The sequence below is a fragment of the Rahnella sp. PCH160 genome, assembly GCF_047784855.1.
Lineage (GTDB): Bacteria > Pseudomonadota > Gammaproteobacteria > Enterobacterales > Enterobacteriaceae > Rahnella.
Window position 1 is genome coordinate 2,482,958 of record NZ_JBLOGT010000001.1, and the last position, 15,430, is coordinate 2,498,387.

The 15,430-nt window shown below is 54.1% G+C and carries 14 protein-coding genes; 9 read left to right on the plus strand and 5 right to left on the minus strand.

The window, feature by feature from the left end; translation table 11 throughout:
* Positions 1-76 precede the first annotated feature (76 nt).
* Together ACM5QY_RS11520 and ACM5QY_RS11525 are read left to right on the plus strand one after the other, a co-directional pair.
* Positions 77-385 carry a hypothetical protein gene (locus ACM5QY_RS11520; RefSeq protein WP_416120737.1) on the plus strand — a complete coding sequence of 103 codons (309 nt, stop codon included), beginning with the start codon at positions 77-79 and terminating at the stop codon, positions 383-385.
* 257 nt (positions 386-642) lie between these two features.
* On the plus strand, positions 643-1,374 hold the full coding sequence (locus tag ACM5QY_RS11525; protein WP_416120738.1) for an FCD domain-containing protein: 732 nt from the start codon (positions 643-645) through the stop codon (positions 1,372-1,374).
* A 59-nt stretch (positions 1,375-1,433) separates the two neighbouring features.
* Here the strand turns inward: ACM5QY_RS11525 and ACM5QY_RS11530 are convergent, their stop codons facing one another.
* On the minus strand, positions 1,434-2,903 hold the full coding sequence (locus ACM5QY_RS11530) for a mannitol dehydrogenase family protein (RefSeq protein ID WP_416120739.1): 1,470 nt from the start codon (positions 2,901-2,903) through the stop codon (positions 1,434-1,436).
* Positions 2,904-3,174: 271 nt separating this feature from the next.
* Positions 3,175-3,747, minus strand: coding sequence for an elongation factor P-like protein YeiP (gene yeiP, locus ACM5QY_RS11535; protein ID WP_416120740.1), 573 nt, complete (start codon positions 3,745-3,747; stop codon positions 3,175-3,177).
* Positions 3,748-3,777: 30 nt separating this feature from the next.
* Here yeiP and ACM5QY_RS11540 point away from each other — a divergent pair, with 30 nt between their 5' ends.
* Both ACM5QY_RS11540 and ACM5QY_RS11545 read left to right on the plus strand, forming a co-directional pair.
* Positions 3,778-4,008, plus strand: coding sequence for a hypothetical protein (locus ACM5QY_RS11540; protein WP_416120741.1), 231 nt, complete (start codon positions 3,778-3,780; stop codon positions 4,006-4,008).
* A complete protein-coding gene (locus ACM5QY_RS11545) occupies positions 3,992-4,246 on the plus strand; it encodes a YkgJ family cysteine cluster protein (protein WP_416120742.1) in 255 nt (84 codons plus the stop codon). The genes ACM5QY_RS11540 and ACM5QY_RS11545 overlap by 17 nt, the downstream gene beginning before the upstream one ends.
* Here ACM5QY_RS11545 and ACM5QY_RS11550 read toward each other — a convergent pair.
* Positions 4,243-5,457: a sugar efflux transporter gene (locus ACM5QY_RS11550; protein ID WP_416120743.1), complete on the minus strand. Its 1,215-nt coding sequence runs from the start codon at positions 5,455-5,457 to the stop codon at positions 4,243-4,245. The two genes, ACM5QY_RS11545 and ACM5QY_RS11550, sit on opposite strands and share 4 nt — an antisense overlap.
* Before the next feature lie 472 nt (positions 5,458-5,929).
* Between ACM5QY_RS11550 and fruB the strand changes: the two genes are divergently transcribed.
* From fruB to fruA, 3 genes are read left to right on the plus strand one after another with little or no spacing between them, the layout of a single operon-like run.
* Positions 5,930-7,060: a fused PTS fructose transporter subunit IIA/HPr protein gene (fruB, locus tag ACM5QY_RS11555; RefSeq protein ID WP_416120744.1), complete on the plus strand. Its 1,131-nt coding sequence runs from the start codon at positions 5,930-5,932 to the stop codon at positions 7,058-7,060.
* A complete protein-coding gene (fruK, locus tag ACM5QY_RS11560) occupies positions 7,057-7,992 on the plus strand; it encodes a 1-phosphofructokinase (RefSeq protein ID WP_056778537.1) in 936 nt (311 codons plus the stop codon). Before fruB ends, fruK begins: the two co-directional genes overlap by 4 nt.
* A 15-nt stretch (positions 7,993-8,007) precedes the next feature.
* Positions 8,008-9,711, plus strand: coding sequence for a PTS fructose transporter subunit IIBC (fruA, locus tag ACM5QY_RS11565; RefSeq protein WP_416120745.1), 1,704 nt, complete (start codon positions 8,008-8,010; stop codon positions 9,709-9,711).
* A 770-nt stretch (positions 9,712-10,481) separates the two neighbouring features.
* Here fruA and nfo read toward each other — a convergent pair.
* Positions 10,482-11,339 carry a deoxyribonuclease IV gene (gene nfo / locus ACM5QY_RS11570; protein WP_416120746.1) on the minus strand — a complete coding sequence of 286 codons (858 nt, stop codon included), beginning with the start codon at positions 11,337-11,339 and terminating at the stop codon, positions 10,482-10,484.
* A gap of 88 nt (positions 11,340-11,427) precedes the next feature.
* Positions 11,428-12,528, minus strand: coding sequence for a YeiH family protein (locus tag ACM5QY_RS11575; protein WP_416120747.1), 1,101 nt, complete (start codon positions 12,526-12,528; stop codon positions 11,428-11,430).
* A gap of 243 nt (positions 12,529-12,771) precedes the next feature.
* On the opposite strand from ACM5QY_RS11575, the gene yieE reads away from it, so the two are divergent.
* Positions 12,772-13,641 carry a DNA-binding transcriptional regulator YeiE gene (yieE, locus tag ACM5QY_RS11580; RefSeq protein WP_416120748.1) on the plus strand — a complete coding sequence of 290 codons (870 nt, stop codon included), beginning with the start codon at positions 12,772-12,774 and terminating at the stop codon, positions 13,639-13,641.
* Positions 13,642-13,775: 134 nt separating this feature from the next.
* Positions 13,776-15,251, plus strand: a complete 1,476-nt coding sequence (locus ACM5QY_RS11585; RefSeq protein WP_416120749.1) for an amino acid permease — start codon at positions 13,776-13,778, stop codon at positions 15,249-15,251.
* Positions 15,252-15,430 lie beyond the last annotated feature (179 nt).

Here is a 15,430-nt window from a genome sequence, read left to right on the forward strand (position 1 = left end):
GAATTTGTTTAGATGTATTAATGTTAAATGGATGTTTCGTGAATTTTAAAAATGTAAATTCAAATGAGGTGTCACCATGAGCAGAATCAAATGGATGCTGTTTTTGGGAGTTTTGGCCTCAGGGATGATGCAGTATGCCAGCGCAGGATCGACCGGGACTATCCATTTTTATGGCGCAATTGTTGAAGGCGGTTGTAACTTTAAAACCGGCGGAAACCAGCTGGTCAGCAAATGTGAGCGGGGCGGTGCGCAGGTCACAGAGGCGCGTCGAATCAGTACCACGAACCCGCTTTCTTTTAATCTTCCGCTGTCTTTAGGACACGTCACGACGCAGCAGGTCAACAACAATCCTCATCTGGCAATTATGACGGTGTCATACAATTGAAACCGAATAAATGATGAGTACTACTTATTAGTTCATTGCCGGACATTCTCCCTTGTGTGTTGAGCAAGGTCAAAGTGGCCCGACAACTTTGAAAACTGGCTGACCCAATTTTGATCGGGTCGTCAGTTTTCCCCTCCGGTTCTTCCTCTTTGTGCCCACATGTTATAATTTTCTCTCCTGTATCAGGCATTCTGAGCGGTTAAAAAACCGATTCAGGTGTAGGACCAATTTTATAGCATCACCAGCGGGGCGACATTATGCGACTTTATCAGGAGATCGGCGGTTATCTGCGCCGTGATATCCATGACGGAAAATATGCTCCTGGCGACCGTCTGCCTCCGGAGCGTGATATCGCTGAATCCTGCTCGGTGAGCCGCAGTGTGGTGCGTGAAGCGCTGATCATGCTTGAGCTTGAAAAGGTCGTTGAAGTCCGCAAAGGTTCCGGCGTTTACGTCTTGCATCAGCCTGACGTTTTGCCGCCGGAAGACGCCGACCGTGGTTATGGCCCGTTTGAACTGTTGCAGGCGCGGCAGTTGCTGGAAAGTGAAGTGGCGGCGTTTGCGGCCATGCAGGCCACCAAAACCGATATTCTGCAAATGCGTGATGCGATTGAAGCGCAGCGAAGCTGTATTGCGCGCGGCGTTTCGGACGATGTTGAAGATCAGCGTTTTCACGCCCTGCTGGCACAAGCATCGCAGAACAGCGTACTGGTAAAACTGGTGGATGATTTGTGGCAAATCCGTCAGCGCAGCGCGATGTGGGAGGGTATTCATCAGCACGTTGGGGATAAAAACTACAGCCAGATATGGATTCTGGATCATCAGGCGATTTTGCAGGCGGTATTGCGGCGCGACGCTAAAGCCGCGAAACAGGCGATGTGGCAGCATCTGGAGAACGTAAAAGATATGCTGCTGAAAGTCTCAGATGCTGATGACCCTTCCTTTGACGGCTTCCTGTTTTCATCCGTGCCGTCGGAACTGAACGACTGATCCTTCCGGGCAAATAAAAACGGCTGCCAGGGCAGCCGCATTGTGCTGATTATGCAAACTTACCCGACGTATTTCGCCACGGTTTTCTTCGCGCCAATTCTTTGCAGATCGGCATAAGCATTCAGAATAGCCTGCACCACTTTTTCTTCCTGCGGCAATTGGTCGCCAAATACACCCGTCAGCGCCAGTAACGCTCTGACACGTGGTTCGCCATCTTCGGTAGACGCGATAATTTCAGCCACCGTTTCAGCCATTGGATCTTTAATCTCGATAGGCTGACCCGCATCATCAGTGCCGCCAACGTAGCGCATCCAGCCTGCAACACCCAACGCCAGAAGCGCATACGAACCGCCGTTTTTCACATGCCAGCGGATAGAATCGAGCATACGCTGCGGTAGCTTCATCGTTCCGTCCATGGCGATTTGCCAGGTGCGGTGCTTCAGTGCCGGATTGCAGTAACGGGCAACCAGGCTGTCAGCGTAAGCGCTCAGATCAACGCCCTCAACACTCAGCGTCGGTGCCTGTTCGTGTAACATCAGACGATGGGCCGCTGTTTTATAATTCGCATCTTCCATGCAGTCGTTGATGTGCTGATATCCGGCCAGATAACCCAGATACGCCAGGAATGAATGGCTGCCGTTCAGCATCCGCAGTTTCATTTGTTCAAAAGGGAGTACGTCAGAAACCATCTGCGCACCGGCTTTTTCCCAGTCAGGACGGCCTGCGACAAAATGATCTTCCACCACCCACTGGATGAAGGGTTCGCAGGCGATGCCGCACGGGTCAGAAACGCCGCCCAGCGCCTCAGATATTTCTTCCAGCGTTGTGTCGGTCGCTGCCGGAACAATGCGGTCAACCATGGTGCTTGGGAAAGAAACGTTCTCAGTGATCCATTTTGCCAGGTCGGCCGAACGGGCTTTCGCCATGCCCAGAACGGCATTTTTGACCACAAGACCATTTTCAGGAATGTTGTCGCAACACAGCACGGTAAAGCCTGGCAGGCCGCGTTCATGGCGCAGGCGCAGCGCTTCAACTAATACGCCGGGTGCGGTGCAAGGCGCCTGACCACCGGCCAGATCCTGCTGAATTTTCGGGTTTTGCAGATCCAGCTCGCCGGAGCCGGGTTCAATGCAATACCCTTTTTCGGTAATGGTCAGCGAGACGATCGCCACCTGCGGCTCGGTGAGTTTTTCCAGTACGGCATCCAGCCCGTCGATCCCGCCGTGGACTGATTCATGCGCTGAGCCGACGATAATGGCCTGATTCCCTTCGGCACCTTTTTCCAGCACGGTAAAAAGATGATCTTGCCCGCGTAAACTTTTGATTAACGACTCATTGCCAAACAGGCTGACTTCACAAATACCCCAGTCGCCACCTTGCTGGTTTAGCACCCGGTTAGTTAGTAATGCCTGATGGGCGCGATGGAAAGCGCCAAATCCGAGATGAACAATGCGGCTTTTCAATGCGTCACGATCATAACCAGGTAATGACACTGCTGCTGGCAGAGACGCTGTGGCAATAGTTTTCATGCAATACTCCAGGCAATCAGAAATAGTGAAATTGGTCAGGCCAAATTGGGGCTGTTTACCCGTAAGCTGAAAATTATGCTGGATAAAGCGACGATTTAAGCCGAAATCAGGCCTTAGAGTGTAAAGTCATATGATAGAAAGGGGAATTGGTAAGTCCAGATAGCCACTCATTTTGTGATGCAGATCGAGTGTCGAAGATATTTGTGATGAGAAATGCCGGGCAAAAAAAAAGAACGCCGAGGCGTTCCTTTATAAAGCAGGGCGGATGACGTTAGTCAGCGCGGCCCATATAACGACGTTCAGCAACATGAATGCGGATTTTGTCGCCGGCGCTCAGGTATTCTGGCACCTGAATATTCAGGCCGGTAGCCATCACAGCCGGTTTAGTCCGTGAACTGGCAGACGCACCTTTGATACCTGGTGCTGTTTCAACAATTTCCAGATCCACCGTCTGCGGCATTTCCAGCGCCAGCAGCTGGCTGTCCAGCGTCAGAACCTGCATACCTTGCAAACCTTCTTCCGGGATGAACAGCAGTTCGTCTTCAATCTGCGCTTTGTTGAAGGTGTAAGGCGTAAAGTCTTCGTCATCCATAAAAATGTACTCGTCACCGTCAACGTAGGAGAAATTCACCTTACGGCGGGTCAGGGTCACGGTGTCGAGAATGTCGTCACCCTTGAAGCGTTCTTCCACTTTGCCGCCAGTACGTACATCGGCGAAACGCATTTTGTACAAGGTGCTGGCACCACGGGCGCTTGGGCTTTGAACATCAATGTCTTTTACCAGCAGCAATTTGCCGTCGTAGTTCACGACGAAGCCGCGTTTAATTTCGTTAGCACGTGCCATATAAATAACCTGTCAGCAGAGAGAGTAATAATGTGCGACACGTTACCCGCGCCGCTGAATTCAGGCAAGCAGATAGCGCAAAAAGAGTGGCGAAAACCCGCTTTATCCCGCATTTTTTGCGGTCTGTCCGCCGGTCGTAAAAATGTTCAATATACCGTGTTAAAGAGTCGTAAATATTTCGCTGGTGGCGGTGTTGCGCGCCTGCTATTGTCGCGCCTCAAAATGAGGCCTGAGGAGGCTGTTGATGGACTGTCGTACTGATTGCGGAGCCTGTTGCATAGCGCCTTCAATTTCCAGCCCGATCCCCGGAATGCCCAACGGCAAACCTGCGAACACCCGCTGCGTTCAACTGGCCGATAACTTCCTGTGCAAGATTTTCACCTCGCCGTTGCGCCCAAAAGTCTGCGGCAGCCTGCAGGCCAGTCGCGAAATGTGTTTCACACACCGCGACCAGGCACTGACTTATCTCATCAAACTCGAAGCAGATACTGCGCCTTAAGCCACGGCTTCCGGTGTTTCTTCCGCCGGTTTATCGACGTTTTTCACATTCCAGATACAGGCAACCGCGCCCACCACCATCAACAGTGCTGCGTAAAACACTGCGTGATACGTCCAGAACTGCGCAATCACGCCGGCCAGTGAACCGGCGAGGATCCAGCCCGCACGTGTGGAATTGGTGAAGAGCGTTGTCGCGGCTCCCGCCTGACCAGGCATTAAATCCTGAAAATACAGCATGCCGATACCGGCCAGAATGCCGATGAAAATGGCGTTCAGCAGCTGTAAAGCAATCATGGCAGCCGCGCCGGTCGTAAACAAAATACAGGTGTAGAAAATCACCCCAGCCAGCACGGCAAACCGCATCAGGAAACGCTTGCCTAACTGTTTAGCCAGATACCCGGCAATCAGCATGGTCGGGATTTCCAGACAGGCGGCGCTGCCCATCAGCACGCCCGCCAGTTTCTCAGGCAAGCCCAGCTCGCGCACCACGTACAGCGGCATATTGATCAGATAAATACTGTTGGCCGCCCACATCAGGGAACAGGCGATAAACAGCATCAGCGTATCGCGGCGGTTGCGGCGCGGGGCTTCCAGCGTCGCAGTCGTTTTGATGCGCGCTTTCGGCATGGAAGGCAGGAACATCCAGACCATCACGCCGCACAGCAAAAAGGCCAGCGTGGCGGCGCAATACATAAACGTAAATCCGAATCCCATCGACAGGGCGAAAGCCAGCGGCGGCCCGACAACCCAGGCCAGAGAAACCTGTGCGCGTAAAATGGAGCTGAACATCACGGCTTCGCGCCCGGTTTTTTCAGAATGCTCGCGCGCGAGGGCAAACATTTGCGGGTTGGCGGTTGAACCGAAACTCGACAATAAAACGCCGACAAACAGCAAAATAAAGTAGTTGCGGTTGAAGGCGAAAAGAACACAGGCCAGCGCGCCCAGAATGCAGCAATACAGGATCAGCGTTTTGCGGTCACCGCGTTTGTCTGACCAGGTCGCCAGCAACTGGCTGACGAAAATGCCAATCACCGCGCTGCCGGTAAAGAAGATGCCAACCATCAACGGGCTGACCTGTACCTGAGAGGTCAGAAACAGGCTGAGCGTTGGTGTCTGCAGGGCACCGGCAATACCCGTGAGAAAGGCGATGATCAAAAAAGCAGTCGACGTCATGTCGGGTAAGCGGCGGGCTGACGTTGTAGAAATTCGCATGAGATAGCAGAACCAGAGTGAAGAGGGGGACGAAATTTGCGCGAATGTTACGACAGTTTAAAAAAAACAAAAACAGGTTTTGATCATCAAAAAGGTAAACCTGAGTGTATTTGCCATACTGAGTAATAAAACCGCACATTGTGTTAAAAACAACCCAAAGCGGCCTGTGTCTGGTAACAGGAGATCATCAGCCTAAACACGTCAGCTGACTTCAGCTATTCTCTTTCTGGCTGCTTCAGCCTGACTTCAGCATTTGCGTTAAGTTATGGGCTTCAGAGGGTCTTAAAAAAGGAAACTGTGCGTGGCATCAAAAAATTGTTACGCCAAATCAGGGAAAGCTTGATTTAAAAACAGGCCGGATTAAGACTCCTTGAAACGTTTCAGCGTTGTCGGTTTCTCTCCTGAAATTCGGTGGCGCTCCTTTTTTCTCAGTAAAGCTGAAACGATTCAATTTCAGCAGGAGAGGAGAATTATGTTCCAACTGTCACAGCAAGATATTCATCTCGGTGCGGCCGCCAGCGATAAGCAGGAAGCCATTCGCCAGGTCGCGGCAGCACTGACTCAGGCAGGCCGCGTCAGCGAAGGCTATGTAGACGGCATGTTAGCGCGTGAGCTGCAAACGTCGACTTACCTTGGCAACGGCATTGCTATTCCGCACGGCACCACCGATACCCGTGATCTGGTGCTCGACACCGGCGTACAGGTTTTCCAGTTCCCGCAGGGCATTGCCTGGGGTGAAGGTCAGACGGCGTATGTCGTGATCGGCATTGCAGCGCGCTCTGATGAACACCTCGGTTTGCTGCGTCAGCTGACGCATGTCTTGAGTGACGACAGCGTAGCTGAGCGTCTGGCAAAAACAGATTCTGCTGAAGAACTGCGCAGCGTGCTGATGGGCGAGAAAAATGCCGCTGAATTCCTGTTTGATACTCAACTGATTGCAGTGGATGTGGCGGCGGAAAACCTGATCACATTACAGGCGCTGAACGCAGGACGTTTACAACAGATTGGTGCCGTTGATAACACTTTCGTCAGCGATGTGATCAGCCGCAAACCGCTGAATCTGGGCCACGGTATCTGGCTGAGCGACAGCTCGGAGGGCAACCTGAAAAGTGCTGCCACCGTCAGCCGCGCGCAGCAGGCATTTGATCTGGCTGGCGAAAAGGTCTCTATGCTGCTGACGATTTCCGTTGCAGACGACCAGCCGCTGGACGTGCTGAACTACCTGAGTGACCTGCTGATTGCCAATAAAGCTGAACGCTTGCTGACGGCAGATGCGGTGGGTGTTCTGGCCTTGCTGACCCGTGAAGTCGAAGAACAAGCCAACGTGCTCACCGCTGAATTCGTCATCCGTAACGAGCATGGTCTGCATGCACGTCCGGGTACGGCGTTAGTGAACGTGATCAAACAGTTCAGCAGTGAAATCACCGTGACCAACCTTGATGGCAGCGGTAAACCTGCCAACGGCCGTAGCCTGATGAAAGTCGTGGCGCTGGGCGTGAAAAAAGGTCACCACCTGCGCTTTACTGCCAGCGGTGAAGATGCCGAACTGGCATTAAAAACCATCGGCGAAGCGATTGCCGAAGGTCTTGGGGAGGGCGCATGAGCCGTCGAGTCGCCACAATTACCTTAAACCCGGCGTACGATTTAGTGGGCTATGTGCCTGAAATCGAACGCGGTGAAGTCAATCTGGTGCAAACCACCGGTCTTCACGCCGCAGGTAAAGGCATCAACGTTGCGAAAGTGCTGAAAGATCTCGGCATCGACGTCACTGTGGGTGGTTTCCTGGGCAAAGAGAATCAGGACGGCTTCCAGTTGCTGTTCAGCGATCTGGGCATCGCTAACCGTTTTCAGGTCGTGAATGGCCGTACCCGTATTAACGTCAAACTGACCGAAAAAGATGGCGAAGTCAGCGACTTCAACTTCTCTGGCTTCAATGTGACGCCGGCCGACTGGGAACGTTTCGTGACAGATTCCCTTTCATGGCTGGGCCAGTTCGATATGGTCGCCGTGAGCGGCAGTCTGCCAGCAGGCGTTGACCCTGACGCATTCACCGACTGGATGAAACGCCTGCGCGCGCAGTGTCCGTGCATCATCTTTGACAGCAGCCGTGAAGCACTGGTTGCGGGTCTGAAAGCCGCACCGTGGCTGGTTAAACCTAACCGCCGCGAACTGGAAATCTGGGCTGGCCGTAAATTGCCAGAACTGAGTGACGTGGTAGAAGCCGCGCACGCCTTGCGTGATCAGGGGATTGCCCATGTGGTGATTTCTCTGGGTGCAGAAGGCGCATTGTGGGTGAACGCCTCCGGCGCGTGGATCGCCAAACCGCCAGCCTGTGAAGTCGTCAGCACCGTCGGTGCCGGTGATTCCATGGTCGGTGGCCTGATCTACGGCTTGCTGATGCGTGAATCCAGTGAACATACGCTACGCCTGGCAACGGCTGTTGCCGCACTGGCTGTCAGCCAGAGTAATGTCGGTGTCACCGATCGTCCGCAGCTCGCGGCGATGATGGCCCGTGTTGACCTGAAACCCTTTTAATCCGCAGGAGGCAGAATGAAAACGCTGCTGATGATAGACAGTTCGCTGGGACAGGCTCGCAGCCATCTGGCGAAAAATTTGCTCGCTGCTGCTGCTGAGAAAGCAGGGCATCAGATGGTCGGACAGGCCGCTGACGCTGACGCTGACGTCGTGATCGTGGCCGGTGAAACCGTACCCAATGACGCGACGCTGACAGGTAAAAACGTTTATACCGGTGATGTGGCGGATGCTGTTCGCGATCCTCAGGCATTCCTGGAGCGCGCACTGGCAGAAGCGAAACCTTACGTGGCACCGGCTGTTGCGGTGTCTGCACCTGCTGCTGTGGCCGGTCCAAAACGTATTGTTGCCATCACCGCCTGTCCGACGGGTGTTGCGCATACTTTCATGGCGGCTGAAGCCATTGAAAGTGAAGCGAAAAAACGTGGCTGGTGGGTGAAAGTGGAAACCCGCGGTTCCGTGGGTGCCGGTAACGCCATCACGCCTGAAGAAGTGGCGGCGGCTGATCTGGTGATCGTTGCGGCTGACATCGAAGTGGATCTGGCGAAGTTTGCCGGTAAGCCGATGTATCGCACCTCTACCGGTCTGGCATTGAAAAAGACCAAGCAGGAACTGGATAAAGCATTGGTTGAAGCGGAAGTCTTTGCACCTAATGCACAGGGTTCGGCAACGGGTACGAAGAAAAAAGAAGCGGGCGGCACAGGCCCATACCGTCACCTGCTGACCGGCGTGTCTTACATGTTGCCGATGGTGGTGGCGGGCGGGTTGTGTATCGCGCTGTCCTTCGTCTTCGGTATCAAAGCGTTTGAAGTGAAAGGCACGCTGGCTGCTGCCCTGATGCAAATCGGTGGGGCTTCCGCCTTCGCGCTGATGGTTCCGGTTCTGGCGGGCTTCATTGCCTTCTCCATCGCTGACCGTCCTGGCCTGACGCCGGGTCTTATCGGCGGTATGTTAGCCGTGAGCACCGGTGCCGGTTTCCTTGGCGGTATCATCGCCGGTTTCCTCGCGGGTTACGTGGCGAAAGCCATCAGCGGCAAGCTGAAGTTACCGCAAAGTATGGAAGCCCTGAAACCTATCCTGATCATCCCGCTGGTCGCGAGCCTGATTACGGGTCTGGTGATGATTTATGTTGTCGGTACGCCAGTGGCAAAAATCATGGCAGGTCTGACCGCATGGCTGCAATCTCTGGGTACTGCGAACGCTGTACTGCTCGGCGCAATCCTCGGTGCGATGATGTGTACCGATATGGGTGGCCCGGTAAACAAAGCGGCTTACGCCTTCGGCGTCGCGTTGCTGAGTTCTTCCGTGTACGCACCGATGGCTGCCATCATGGCTGCCGGTATGGTGCCACCACTGGCGATGGGTCTGGCGACCTTGCTGGCGCGTAACAAGTTCGAGGAGAGTGAACGCGAAGGCGGTAAAGCGGCGCTGGTTCTGGGCCTGTGCTTCATCTCCGAAGGTGCGATTCCGTTTGCCGCCCGTGACCCGATGCGTGTTCTGCCGTGCTGTATTGCCGGTGGTGCGCTGACCGGTGCACTGTCCATGGCCTTCCATGCACAACTGATGGCACCACACGGTGGTCTGTTTGTTCTGTTGATCCCTGGCGCAATCACACCGGTACTCGGTTACCTGGTGGCGATTATTGCCGGTACGGTTCTGGCCGGTGGCGGTTATGCGATTCTGAAACGTTCAGATGCAGAGCTGGCGGCTAAAGTAGCCTGATAATATTGCTGTTCAGCAGGTGACAGAAGCGCGACTTAAAAATGAGTCGCGCTTTTTTTTTGCAGATGGCCGCTGCAAGTTACGGCCTTGAAGGCTTGGATCGAGAAAGTTTCGGTTTTTCACTTGCAGTGAAGGCTGGATCGAGAAAATTTCGGTTTCTCAATGGCGGTGATCGGTCAGCGGCTGGCGCCGAAACCGAGCAGAGAGGAAAGTGCTTTTCCTCTCTGCACTCTCCTCGCTTTTTCACTGCGCGCTATCGCTAGGTCGACGGACGTGTTCTGTTACTCCGGCGTGTGGCGCGAAATCTTGCCGCTGCGCGGTGCCTTCCTCGAGGGCTTCGAGCCTGCGGTCTCGAACCCTCGGTCAGCAAAATTTCTGAGCGCGCCAAATTGCCTTTTCTAAAAGATTAGAACCAGCCTGATTTTGAATTTAAATAAGCCTCTGGCCGCTTTCAGAAAGCATGCTGAATTACATAGCCTTGGCCGCTTTCAGAAAGCTTGCTGAATGAGTGTTTCGAGACCGAAAGGCTCGAAGGCCGAAATGAAGGCACCGCGCAGCGGCAAGTTTTCGCGGCAATAGCTGTGGCACCTGAAACATAGCCAGCGAGCGGTAGCGCGCAGTTAAAAAAGCGTGGGAGATCAAAGAGGGAGGCGCTTTTCCTCCCTCTTTGTCGGTTTCGGCGCAGCGCGCCAAGTGATCACCGACATTGAGAAACCGAAATCATCTCGGTCAGCCGTCAAGGCCGCAAATTGCAGCGGCTATCTGCAAATTCAGGCCGCGACTTCAGCCGCCGCTTCCCCTTTTAACCACGCGATCTCATCTTTCCAGATCTCCGGATTGACCGTCTCAAGGATCATCGGGATACCGTCAAACCTAACGTCGCGCATCATCCAGCTGAACACCGTGTTGCCAATGTTCCCCTGACCGAGGCTGTGATGGCGGTCGACGCGGCTGTTGAATTCGCTTTTTGCATCATTGAGATGCATACCGCGCAGGTATTTAAACCCGACAACGTCTCCAAAATGTTTGAAGGTATTCTCACACCCTTCAACGGTTCGCAGATCGTAACCGGCGGCGAAGGCGTGGCAGGTGTCTATGCAGACACCGACGCGGCTTTTGTCTTCGACGCCATCAATGATTTTCGCCAGATGTTCGAAGCGGAAGCCCAGATTGCTGCCCTGACCGGCGGTATTTTCGATGACGGCGGTGACGCCTTGCGTCTGTGCCAGCGCGATGTTCAGGGATTCCGAAATTCGTTCGAGACATTTGTCTTCGTCGATTTGCATCAGATGGCTGCCCGGATGGAAATTCAGCAGCGAAAGGCCGAGTTGCTCGCAACGTTGCAGTTCATCAAGAAAGGCCTCGCGGGATTTTTCCAGCGCTTCAGTGACCGGGTGGCCGAGGTTAATCAGATAGCTGTCATGCGGCAAAATCTGGTTGCTCTGATAGCCATATTTTTCACAGGCTATTTTGAATTTTTCGATGACGTCTTCCGGCAACGGTGCGGCTTTCCACTGACGCTGGTTCTTGGTGAAAAGCGCAAAAGCCGTAGCTTCCAGCTCGTGTGCCCGCAAAACGGCCTGATCGACGCCGCCCGCAGCACTCACGTGTGCTCCTATAAACTTCATTTCCGCTCCTCATTTATTCTTCATCTAAGGAGGAATGATAGCGCCTGCACAGGGCAGGCGCAGCAGAGAAGTGTTAAAACCCGCAACATTAGCCAAAAAGATGCTGAACCAGCTCGTTGATGCCCGCGCCGCCGGCAATCAGCCAGACAAACAATATCGCCGCCAGCAGCATCGGTTTCAGCCCGGCCTGACGCAGCGCGCTGATGTGCGTTGTCAGGCCAAGCGCCGCCATCGCCATGGCGAGCAGTACCGTGTCGAGCGTGATGAGCGGTGGGATCCAGCTGTGCGGCAGAATATCCAGCGAGTTAAACGCTGCCACCAGAATGAACATCAGCGCGAACCACGGAATGGTGATGTTACGTAAACCTGATTTCTCACCGGCTTCTTTCACACCTTTACCGCGTGCAATCCAGCCGGATAAAAGCAGCAGGAACGGCGCCAGCATCATGACGCGGATCATCTTGGCGATTACCGCCGCGTTTTCGGCGTCCGGGCTGACACCCTGACCGGCGGCTACCACCTGCGCCACTTCATGCACCGTCGAACCGGTATAAATACCGAACTGTGCAGCCGTGAAGTTCACCCAGTGATAATGCGCATTAAGCTGCCACAGCCACGGATACAGGAAGATGGCAGCCGTGCCGAAAATCACCACCGTAGCCACGGCGACGGTCACTTTTTCGGCTTTGGCGTTGAGCACCGGTTCCGTCGCCATCACGGCGGCTGCGCCACAAATGCTGCTGCCTGCGCCGATGAGCATCGAAGTGTCGCGGTCTAATTTAAACACGCGTTGTCCGAGCCAGCAGGCCAGCGCAAAGGTGGAACACAGCATCATGGCGTCAATCAGAATACCGGTTGCGCCGACATCGGCGATTTGCGCGAACGTCAGGCGCAGGCCGTAAAGGATGATACCGAGCCGTAACAGTCGCTGTTTGGCCAGCGTGACGCCTTCCTCACACCACGGCCGGGCGGCAGGATAAAACGTATTGCCGATGACCATGCCGATCACAATCGCCAGCGTCAGCGCGCTCAGCCCGAGCTGGCTCAGCGTTGGAAAATCACTCAGCCAGATAGCCAGAGCAGTAATGACGCCGGTCAGCGCCAGGCCGGGAATGACACGGCTAATCCGCAGCGGTTGCGGAACGGTATTTTTGAGCGCGTCGCGTTTATTGAGCGGCAATGTATTCATTGTCGTTTCCTCATCTCAGGAGTGATGCAATAAGGCTACGCTGCGCTTATATAAAAATGAAATTGATTATAACTTTATAACCTATCTGAAAAACTGGTATAGAATGCGCTGAAAAGCGGGGCCAGAATGGTCGCTCCGATCTCCGTGTCTATACTTAAAAAAGAGAAAGCGTGCGTTAACGGCGGTTTTTCTTCTGAACCAATTTCTTGACGCCGTAAGGCGCGTGAGGATAGCGGGACATTTATGCACATAACATTGCGACAACTTGAAGTTTTCGCCGAGGTGCTGAAAAGCGGGTCGACCACGCAGGCGTCGGTTGTGCTTTCATTATCACAATCCGCTGTGAGTGCCGCACTGGCCGATATCGAAGGGCAACTTGGCGTGCAGTTATTCGACCGTGTGGGTAAGCGGCTGGTAATTAATGAGCATGGGCGTCTGTTATACCCCAAAGCGCTGGCGTTGCTGGAACAGGCGGGGGAAATCGAGCGGCTATTCAACCATGATAACGGTTCGCTGCGCATCGGTGCCAGCAGCACCATCGGCAACTACATGTTGCCGGCGATGATTGCGGAATACCGGCTGGATTTCCCGCATACGCCGCTGGAACTCAACGTGGGCAACACCAACGACGTGATTAACGCCGTCTCTGATTTTCGTGTGGATTTGGGGCTGATCGAAGGACCATGCCAGCTGCCGGAGCTGATCACACAGCCGTGGCTGGATGACGAACTGGTGGTGTTTGTCGCGCCGGAAAATCCGCTGGCAGGGCAGACGGTTTCGCTGGAGGCGCTGGCGCGCGAACCGTGGATCCTGCGTGAACGGGGTTCGGGCACGCGTGAAGTGCTGGATCATATGCTGTTGCCGCAGTTACCCGATTTTAACCTGATCATGGAACTGGGAAATTCTGAGGCCATCAAGCACGCGGTGCGTCACGGAATTGGCATCAGCTGCCTGTCCCGCCGGGTGATTGCCGAGCAGCTGAGCAGCGGTTCTTTGGTCGAAATCCGGCTGCCGGTTGCGCCCCTGGTGCGTAAGCTTTACCTCATTCATCACCGGCAGAAACATATCTCCAATGCGTTATCACGGTTTTTAACCTACTGTCGCGAATCCTGATTACGGTCTTTCACTAATGATCCACGGCCTGTTATGAAGCTGTCTTATAACAGGTCGTTCCTGCTATTCAGAGCGGCAGGTTTTGCTACAATCCGCGCTTAAATTTTATAATAACGAGCGGATATAGGGTAAAAATGGCTCAACAACCTACAAAAAATACGCAGGTGGCCCCCACACTGCGTCGCGAGCTCAAGGCACGTCACTTAACGATGATCGCCATTGGCGGTTCAATTGGTACGGGTTTATTCGTCGCCTCCGGCGCGACAGTTTCACAGGCGGGCCCGGGCGGCGCTCTGCTGTCCTACGCACTGATCGGCATCATGGTTTACTTCCTGATGACCAGTCTCGGTGAACTCGCGGCGTTCATGCCGGTTTCCGGTTCATTCTCAACCTACGGTTCGCGCTATGTAGAAGAAGGTTTCGGTTTCGCACTGGGCTGGAACTATTGGTACAACTGGGCGGTGACCATCGCCGTTGACCTCGTGGCTTCACAGCTGGTAATGAATTACTGGTTCCCGGACACGCCGGGCTGGATCTGGAGCGCCCTGTTCCTTGGCCTGATCTTCCTGCTTAACTACATTTCCGTACGCGGTTTCGGCGAAGCGGAATACTGGTTCTCGCTGATCAAAGTGGTTACCGTCATTATCTTTATCGCCGTGGGCGTCCTGATGATCACCGGCATTATGCGCGGTGCAGAAACGGCGGGCTGGCACAACTGGACGATCGGCGATGCGCCGTTTGCAGGCGGATTCGCCTCGATGATAGGCGTGGCGATGATCGTCGGCTTCTCCTTCCAGGGAACCGAACTGATTGGCGTGGCTGCCGGTGAATCTGAAAATCCGGGCAAGAACATCCCGCGCGCGGTGCGTCAGGTATTCTGGCGTATCCTGCTGTTCTATATTCTGGCCATTCTGGTGATCAGCCTGATCATTCCTTACACCGATCCAAGCTTGCTGCGTAACGAAGTGGGCGATATCGCCGTCAGCCCGTTCACGCTGGTGTTCCGTAATGCCGGTCTGCTGTCTGCTGCTGCGGTGATGAATGCCGTGATCCTGACCGCCGTGTTGTCTGCCGGTAACTCCGGCATGTACGCCTCAACCCGTATGCTCTTTACGCTGGCCAGCGAAGGCAAAGCGCCGCGCATGTTCGCCAAACTGTCGAAAGGCGGTGTGCCGCGCAACGCACTCTACGCCACCACCATTGTGGCTGCGCTGTGCTTCCTGAGCTCGATGTTTGGTAATAAGACCGTTTACCTGTGGCTGCTGAACACGTCCGGTATGACGGGCTTTATCGCCTGGCTGGGTATTGCGGTGAGCCATTACCGTTTCCGTCGCGGCTATGTGTCACAAGGTCTTGATCTGAAAGCGCTGCCGTATCTGTCCGGTTTCTTCCCGTTCGGTCCGGTCTTCGCGTTTGTGCTGTGTCTGGTTATTACGCTGGGCCAAAACTATCAGGCGTTCCTGAAAGACACCATTGACTGGGGCGGTGTGGCGGCGACGTACATCGGTTTGCCGCTGTTCCTGATTATCTGGTTTGGTTACAAGCTGACCAAAGGCACCAAAGTGGTGAAATACAGCGAAATGGAATTCCCGGAACACGTTGATAAATAACTGACCGGAACGGCCATTTTGTTTCAAAGGCGGAGCGCAGGCTCCGCTTTTTTTATTCCTGCCTTTGCGTAATGCTTTGTTACTTCAGCCCTGTTTCCCCGCGCCCGATCTCTCTGTAACCTTGATAGGTTCTGTAAACTGCATTGATAATCGTTATCATTTCTTTTATTGTTAGCCCC